The 7,566-nt window shown below is 30.8% G+C and carries 7 protein-coding genes; all 7 read left to right on the top strand.

Annotation, left to right across the window (positions count from 1 at the left end; all coding sequences use genetic code 11):
- Nucleotides 1-1,160 (top strand): glycosyltransferase family 2 protein (locus tag U9R42_14100; GenBank protein ID MEA3497156.1); only part of this gene is annotated, 1,160 nt, incomplete at its 5' end.
- A gap of 29 nt (nucleotides 1,161-1,189) precedes the next feature.
- Complete coding sequence (locus U9R42_14095) at nucleotides 1,190-2,341, top strand: glycosyltransferase family 1 protein (GenBank protein ID MEA3497155.1); 1,152 nt, start codon at nucleotides 1,190-1,192, stop codon at nucleotides 2,339-2,341.
- Between the two features lie 5 nt (nucleotides 2,342-2,346).
- Nucleotides 2,347-3,528 (top strand): glycosyltransferase, encoded by a 1,182-nt coding sequence (locus tag U9R42_14090; protein ID MEA3497154.1) that lies wholly within the window; start codon nucleotides 2,347-2,349, stop codon nucleotides 3,526-3,528.
- Nucleotides 3,529-3,534: 6 nt separating this feature from the next.
- A complete protein-coding gene (locus U9R42_14085) occupies nucleotides 3,535-4,467 on the top strand; it encodes a sulfotransferase (protein ID MEA3497153.1) in 933 nt (310 codons plus the stop codon).
- A gap of 18 nt (nucleotides 4,468-4,485) precedes the next feature.
- Nucleotides 4,486-5,676, top strand: coding sequence for a glycosyltransferase family 2 protein (locus U9R42_14080; GenBank protein ID MEA3497152.1), 1,191 nt, complete (start codon nucleotides 4,486-4,488; stop codon nucleotides 5,674-5,676).
- A gap of 269 nt (nucleotides 5,677-5,945) precedes the next feature.
- Nucleotides 5,946-7,190 (top strand): pyridoxal phosphate-dependent aminotransferase family protein, encoded by a 1,245-nt coding sequence (locus U9R42_14075; GenBank protein ID MEA3497151.1) that lies wholly within the window; start codon nucleotides 5,946-5,948, stop codon nucleotides 7,188-7,190.
- A gap of 31 nt (nucleotides 7,191-7,221) precedes the next feature.
- Nucleotides 7,222-7,395: a histone H1 gene (locus tag U9R42_14070; GenBank protein ID MEA3497150.1), complete on the top strand. Its 174-nt coding sequence runs from the start codon at nucleotides 7,222-7,224 to the stop codon at nucleotides 7,393-7,395.
- Nucleotides 7,396-7,566 lie beyond the last annotated feature (171 nt).

Genomic DNA, 7,566 nt, shown 5'->3' with positions numbered 1-7,566 from the left:
TATTGCTATTTATTTATTTGGGAATTGCTACACTTTACATTTTTATCTTTGCAGTAGCAGGTGTTTTTCGTTACAAAACAAAAGTTGTAAAAAACGAAGCTAAAAATAAATTTGCAGTTCTGATTCCCGGCTACAAAGAAGATGCTGTGATTATTGACGTAGCAAATGAAGCAACAAAACAAAACTATCCTAAAGAATTATTTGACATAATAATTATTGCCGATTCTTTCAAAAAAGAAACTCTTAAAAAACTAAATGAATTACCAATAAAAGTTATTGAGGTTGCATTTGAATTAAGTACAAAATCAAAAGCACTAAACAAAGCAATGGCACAACTTCCTGATGACTACAATGTTGCAGTTATTCTTGATGCAGACAATGTTATGGAAAATGATTTTTTAGCAAAGCTTAATTCTGCTTTCGCAAAAGGATTTATTGGAGTTCAAGGGCATAGGACTGCAAAAAACGTTAACAGCTCCTTTGCAATTCTTGATGCAATAAGCGAAGAAATAAACAATCATATTTTCCGTAAAGGTCATAGAGTACTTGGATTGTCATCTGCTATTATAGGTTCCGGAATGGCATTTAAATACGATTTTTTTAAAACGTTAATGTCTGATGTTCATGCAATAGGTGGATTCGATAAAGAAATTGAACTAAAAATGATGCGTGATGGTCATAAAATTGAATACCTAAAAGATGCTTATGTTTATGATGAAAAAGTATCAAAATCACAAACATTCTCAAATCAAAGAAGAAGATGGCTATCGGCACAATTTCATTATTTTGCAAACTATTTCCCCGAATCAATTTGGCATCTTATTACAAAAGCTAATTTAGATTATTTCAACAAAGCCTTTCAAATGTTCCAACCACCAAGAGTGTTGTTACTCGGCTTTCTACCAATACTTACAATTATTGCTTTTATTGTAAACCCTATTTTTCAAAATCCCATTAGTTTTTCTTTTGTTTGGTTTTATGTAACAATAGCATGTTTTATTGCCATTACAATTTCAATTCCCAACAAATATTTTAACAACAAAACTTTAAGAGCAGTGTTGTCATTACCAAAAGGAATTATTTTAATGTTTTTATCATTAATCAACATAAAAGGAGCAAATAAAAAATTCATTCACACAGAACACGGAAAAACAGAATAAAAATATTTAAGAAATAAAATAAAAAGCAAATGAAAATAGGCATAGAAGGACAAAGAATTTTTAGGACAAAGAAACACGGGATGGATATGGTTGCCCTTGAACTACTGAAAAACCTACAGAAAATAGACAAAAAAAACGAATACTTTGTGTTTGTAAAAGCGGATGAGGATAAAGATTGTTTTAAAGAAAATGAAAATTTCAAAATCATTGAATTAGAAGGAGGTTCTTACCCTCAATGGGAGCAATTTGCATTACCGAAAGCAGCACGAAAATATGGATGTGATATTTTGCATTGCACTTCAAACACCGCTCCTATCAATAGCAAAACCCCTTTGGTTGTTACCTTACACGATATTATTTACATGGAAAGTTTTCCGCTTTTTAACAATTCTTTTACTTGGTATCAAAGACTTGGGAATACTTACAGAAGATTTGTGGTTCCTAAAATTGTAAAAACAGCAAGTAAAATAATAACTGTTTCAAAATTTGAACAAAAAAGAATAAATGATTTTTTTGGAATAAAAGATAATCGTTTGCAAACAGTTTACAATGGCGTTGGAGAGCATTTTCAAAAAATTGATGACCAAAACAAACTTGAAGAAATAAGAAAGAAATATAAACTACCGGAGAAATTTCTATTTTTTATTGGTAATACCGACCCAAAGAAAAACACTAAAGGCACATTAACAGCATTTTCAAAATATTTCAGGAATACTAAAAAACCTATTCCATTAGTTATGCCTGATTATGACATTGGAGAACTAAAAAATATACTTGAAGATATTGGAGACAAAGAACTTTTGGAACATATCCACCTAACAGGATATATTGTAAACACCGATTTACCAGCAATTTATAATCTTTGCTCAATATTCATTTACACTTCATTACGCGAAAGTTTTGGAATTCCAATGCTTGAAGCAATGCGATGTGGCACAGCGGTAATTACTTCTAATACCTCATCAATGCCTGAAGTTTCAGGTAATGCTGCACTTATTGTTGACCCGCATAGTCCTGATGAAATCTCCAAAGCAATCACAACAATCGAAAATGATAAAAACCTAAGAAAAAAATTGATTGAAGAAGGTTTTAAAAATGCCTCAAAATTTTCATGGAAATCAATGGCTGAAGATGTTTTAAAAATATATGAAGAAATTTATTCAGAAAATAAAAAATTGTAAAAACAATGCTAAAAAATAGAGACATAGTAATTACAGGATTACAACCATGGGATATTGAAATTGGTAGCAACTGCAAAAATATCGCTCTTGAATTATCAAAAAACAACAGAGTTTTGTATGTAAATGCACCAATGACACGATCTTCAAGGATAAAAGAAAAAAATGATCCGAGAATTCAAAAAAGAGAAAAAATATTAAAAGGTGAAGAAAAAGATATTGTCGAAATAAAAGAAAAGCTCTGGAATTTATTTCCAAAAACAGTTTTAGAATCTATCAACCAATTAGGAATAAATCCATTATTTGATTTTTTAAATAAAATAAACAATAAAAGATTTGCAAAACAAATTAAGTCTGCAACAAACAGACTCGGTTTTAAAAATATAATTCACTTTACCGATAGCGACATGTTCAGAAGCTTTTATTTAAAAGAATTATTAAAACCCGATATTTATATTTACTACACACGCGACAATCTCATTTCAATGCCTTACTGGAAAAAACAAGGAATAAGAGTTGAGGCAAAACACATGAAAAAAGCAGACCTTGTTGTAGCAAACTCCACATATCTTTCAAATTTAGCAAAAAAATTTAATCCTAATTCCCACTATGTAGGTCAAGGATGCGATGTATCTCAATTTGACAAAAAGAAAGTAAAAAATATTCCTGATGATATTAAAGATATTAAAAAACCGATAATCGGATACATTGGTGCATTAATTTCATTGCGTCTTGATATTGAAATAATTTATCACATTGCTAAAAGCAAATCCGATTGGAGCATCGTTCTTGTAGGACCTGAAGATGCAAAATTTAAAGCAAGTAAATTGCATGAACTTGACAATGTTCATTTTCTTGGCAACAAAGACGGAAATGAGCTTCCCTCCTATCTTTCAGCTTTTGATGTTGCTCTTAATCCTCAAATATTAACAGAATTAACAATTGGAAATTATCCGAGGAAAATTGATGAGTATCTTGCTATGGGAGTTCCTACTGTTGCCACAAAAACAGAAGCAATGAGTATTTTTAAAGAACACACATATTTGGCAAAAAACAAAGAAGAATACGTTGAATTAATTCAAAAAGCTCTTGATGAAAACAACAGTGAAAAAGAAAATTCAAGAAGTATTTTTGCTCAAAGCCATACTTGGGAAAACAATGTAAAAGAAATTGCAAAACACATCAATTGAAAATAAATGACAATAGAAAAATTAAAATATCCAAATTTTTTAATAATCGGAGCAGGTAAATCAGGTACAACCTCAGTTTATAATTATTTAAAACAACATCCTGATGTTTTTATGAGTCCTGTCAAAGAACCCGACTTTTTTGCTCTTGAAGGACAAGCTCCTATTGACCCAAAAGATGACCCCGAACAATTATATTATTATCCTTGGGCAACATACAAACTTAGCGACTATAAAAAACTTTTTGAAAATGTTAAGAATGAAAAGGCTGTTGGTGAAGCATCTACAATGTATTTATACAAACAAGATACGCACCTAAGAATTAAAAAATATGCAGCTGATGTAAAAATGATAGCCATTTTCCGAGACCCTGTAAAACGTTTGTACTCAAGATATTTGCATCTCGCAAGAGAAAATCGTTTGCCATCGGAAAACTTTAACGATGCTTTTGACAGAAATTCAATTTGGTGGAGAAGAGATGACCTTGTACAAGAAGGATTTTTCTATTCTCATTTAAAAAAATATTTTGACACATTCGACCGCAGTCAATTCAAAATTTTATTACATGAAGATTTGATAAATGATAGCAAAGGAGTTATTAAAAGTATATATCAATTTTTGGAGATTGACGATTCATTCAAACCGAGAACTGACATAAGATACAATGAATCGGGATTTGTAAAAAACAAGTTAAAAGATATGATTATTGGTCAGGAAAGTATTATCAGGAAATCTGTTGAAAAAATATCTCCCAAACTTGTTCAAAAAATAAGGAGCTCTGCATCAATGCAAAAAATTGTTACAAAAGCAAGAAGTAAAAATCTTGAAAAGCCAAAACTACAAGCTGAGATTCGTAAACGAATGATTAATGAAATTTATAAAGAAGAAATTTTAAAATTTCAAGATCTTATTGACAGAAATTTATCAAAATGGTTAGAATAATTAATTAATAAAAGAAATATGAAAACACTTGAAATTATTTTTTGGATATTTTTATTTGTAATTTTCTATTCCTATTTAGGATATGGAATTTTGCTTTTCGTAATAATAAAAATTAGAAGAGCAATGGGATTTGCAAAGGAATTTAAAGGCAATGAAGATTACGAGCCAGAGGTTACACTTTTTGTAGCAGCATATAACGAAAAAGATTATGTTGATGCAAAAGTTAAAAACTCAAAAAGCCTAAACTACCCCCAAGAAAAAGTAAAACAATTATGGGTAACAGACGGTTCTAATGATGGAACACCTGAAATTTTAAAAAAATACGAAGGATTAGATGTTTATCATGAAGATAAAAGAGGAGGGAAAATCGGTGCTATGAACCGTGGAATTAAATTTGTTACAACACCAATAATTATTTTTTCCGATGGCAATACCGAACTTGGAAAAGAATCGATAAAAGAAATTGTCAAACTTTTTAGAGACCCAAAAGTAGGATGTGTTTCGGGAGAAAAGCGAATTAAACAAAAAGACTCAGAAGCAGCAGCAGGTGCAGGAGAAGGTATTTATTGGAAATATGAATCGACATTAAAAAAATGGGATGCTGAACTACATTCAGTAGTAGGAGCAGCAGGTGAACTTTTTGCCGTACGAACAGAACTATGGCAAGATGTTGAAAAAGATACTCTTTTGGATGATTTCATTATTTCATTAAGAATTGCAGCCAAAGGATATACAATTCAATACAATCCAAATGCTTACGCCATTGAAACAGCATCGGCAAATGTAAAAGAAGAACTAAAACGAAAAATAAGAATATCAGCAGGTGGGATTCAATCCATTCTTAGATTAAAGGAATTATTAAATCCATTTAAATATGGAGTACTATCATTTCAATATATTTCTCATAGAGTTTTAAGGTGGTCAATCACTCCGCTCTTTCTACTTTTGGTAATTCCAATAAATCTTGCATTAGCCTTAGGATTTGGAATTTTTACACCAAACATTTATTCAATTCTTTTCCTTGGGCAAATATTCTTTTATTTTGCTTCATTAATAGGTTGGATGCTTGAAAACAAAAAAATCAAAATCAAAATATTTTTTATTCCTTATTACTTTTTCATCATGAACTTATCAGTCTTTTTAGGTTTTAATAGATTTATCAAAGGAAGTCAATCTGTAAATTGGGAAAGAGCAAAAAGAGGAAAATAGGGTTAAAATTGCAAATAATAAATCTCAAAACATATACAACATGCATTTACACAATAAAAATACTTATTTTTTTTCCACAAAATAAATTAGTTTTAACAATCATATAAATCCATAAGTATTAACATAAAACATAAGATTAAGCATAGACTTTTCAACATTAATTATCCCATTTATAGCCCGTAAACTAAAGAAAAGCAATATTTTTTTGCTTATCTGCGATATTTGTATAAATTTGCCTTTTTAATAAAACATCAGATAAAAGTTAATAAATGGATTTATTCAATAAAATTGTTGAGAACAAAGGACCTATTGGAATGTACGCCAGTGTTTCACACGGTTATTTTACATTCCCTTCACTTGAAGGAGAAATATCTACACGAATGAAATTCAGAGGAAAAGAAAAAATCGTCTGGAGTTTAAATAATTATCTTGGATTAGCAAATCATCCTGAAGTGCGAAAAGCTGATGCGGAAGGTGCTGCAGAGCATGGATTGGGAAAACCTATGGGTGCAAGAATGATGTCGGGTGACACAAAATACCACAGACAACTTGAAAGAGAACTTGGAGATTTTGTAGGAAAAGACGATACCTTTTTATTAAACTATGGCTATCAGGGTGTTTTATCAATAATTGATGCACTTTTAGACAGACATGACATACTTGTTTATGACGCACAATCTCATGCTTGTATTGTTGATGGTGCAAGATTACACCAAGGAAAAAGATTTGCCTACAAACATAATGAAATTGATGATCTTGAAAAACAACTTATTCGTGCCGAAAAACTTATTGGAGACAAAGGTGGTATTCTCGTTGTTACCGAAGGCGTTTTTGGAATGTCTGGTGATCAAGGCAAATTAAAAGAAATTGTTGCACTCAAAGAAAAACACGAATTTAGAGTATTTATTGATGATGCTCACGGCTTTGGAGTAATGGGACCAAGAGGTGAAGGAACACATATTGAACAAGGTGTTGAAGAGGAAATTGATATTTATTTCTCCACTTTTGCAAAATCAATGGCAAGCATTGGAGCTTTTGTTTCAAGTAACAACAAAGAAATAATAAACCACTTGAGATACAACATGAGGTCACAAATTTTTGCAAAATCATTACCGTTACCATTGGTTATCGGTGATCTTAAGCGACTTGAATTAATTAGGAACAGCACTGAATTTAGAGATGATCTTTGGAAGGTTGTTAACAGACTACAAGCAGGACTTAAAGAAAGAGGCTTTGATATTGGAGCTACAAACTCATGTGTTACACCCGTTTACCTTAAAGGTGGAGTGCCTGAGGCAGCTAACCTTATTGCAGATCTTCGTGAAAATTATGATATTTTCTGCTCTTTAGTTGTTTATCCTGTAATTCCAAAAGGCGAAATAATAATTAGAATGGTTTCAAATGCAGGACATTCAGAAGAAGACATTGATATTACATTAAATGCATTTGCAGAAGTTGCTAAAAAACTTAAAAACAAAGAATACGATACTGAAAAAGTAAATTTACCCGAATAATTTTTTTTAAACTCAAATAAATTTTGAAATTATGAACAGATACGCAGAACTAAGAGAATTACTCTTATTATTAGAAACAGATTTTATCAAATTTTACGAAAAAGAAAATAAGGCAGCAGGTACAAGAGTACGTAAAGGTATGCAAGAACTTAAAGTAAAAGCTCAAGAAATCAGAACTGAAATTCAGAAAATGAAGAATATTTAATATTATTTCTGAACAATAAAAAAAAGGCAAACTGTTTTAAGTTTGCCTTTTTTTTTATCTTATTTTAGTCTCAACTCCTCTTTGCTCTTTGCTCTTTGCTCTTTGCTCTTTACTCTTTGCTCACTTCACTCATTTCTCACTTCACTCACTTCTCACCTCTCACTTCTCACC

The sequence above is a fragment of the Bacteroidota bacterium genome (assembly GCA_034723125.1).
In the GTDB taxonomy this organism is placed as follows: domain Bacteria; phylum Bacteroidota; class Bacteroidia; order CAILMK01; family JAAYUY01; genus JAYEOP01.
The sequence above is the reverse complement of the archived record's forward strand: the minus strand, read 5'-3'. Positions and strand labels throughout refer to the sequence as shown.

Bases quoted from the DNA above. Each gene is read 5' to 3' on its own strand.
- U9R42_14085 (MEA3497153.1), top strand. From the start codon at position 3,535: ATGACAATAGAAAAATTAAAATATCCAAATTTTTTAATAATCGGAGCA.
- U9R42_14090 (MEA3497154.1), top strand. From the start codon at position 2,347: ATGCTAAAAAATAGAGACATAGTAATTACAGGATTACAACCATGGGAT.
- U9R42_14080 (MEA3497152.1), top strand. From the start codon at position 4,486: ATGAAAACACTTGAAATTATTTTTTGGATATTTTTATTTGTAATTTTC.
- U9R42_14070 (MEA3497150.1), top strand. From the start codon at position 7,222: ATGAACAGATACGCAGAACTAAGAGAATTACTCTTATTATTAGAAACA.
- U9R42_14075 (MEA3497151.1), top strand. From the start codon at position 5,946: ATGGATTTATTCAATAAAATTGTTGAGAACAAAGGACCTATTGGAATG.
- U9R42_14095 (MEA3497155.1), top strand. From the start codon at position 1,190: ATGAAAATAGGCATAGAAGGACAAAGAATTTTTAGGACAAAGAAACAC.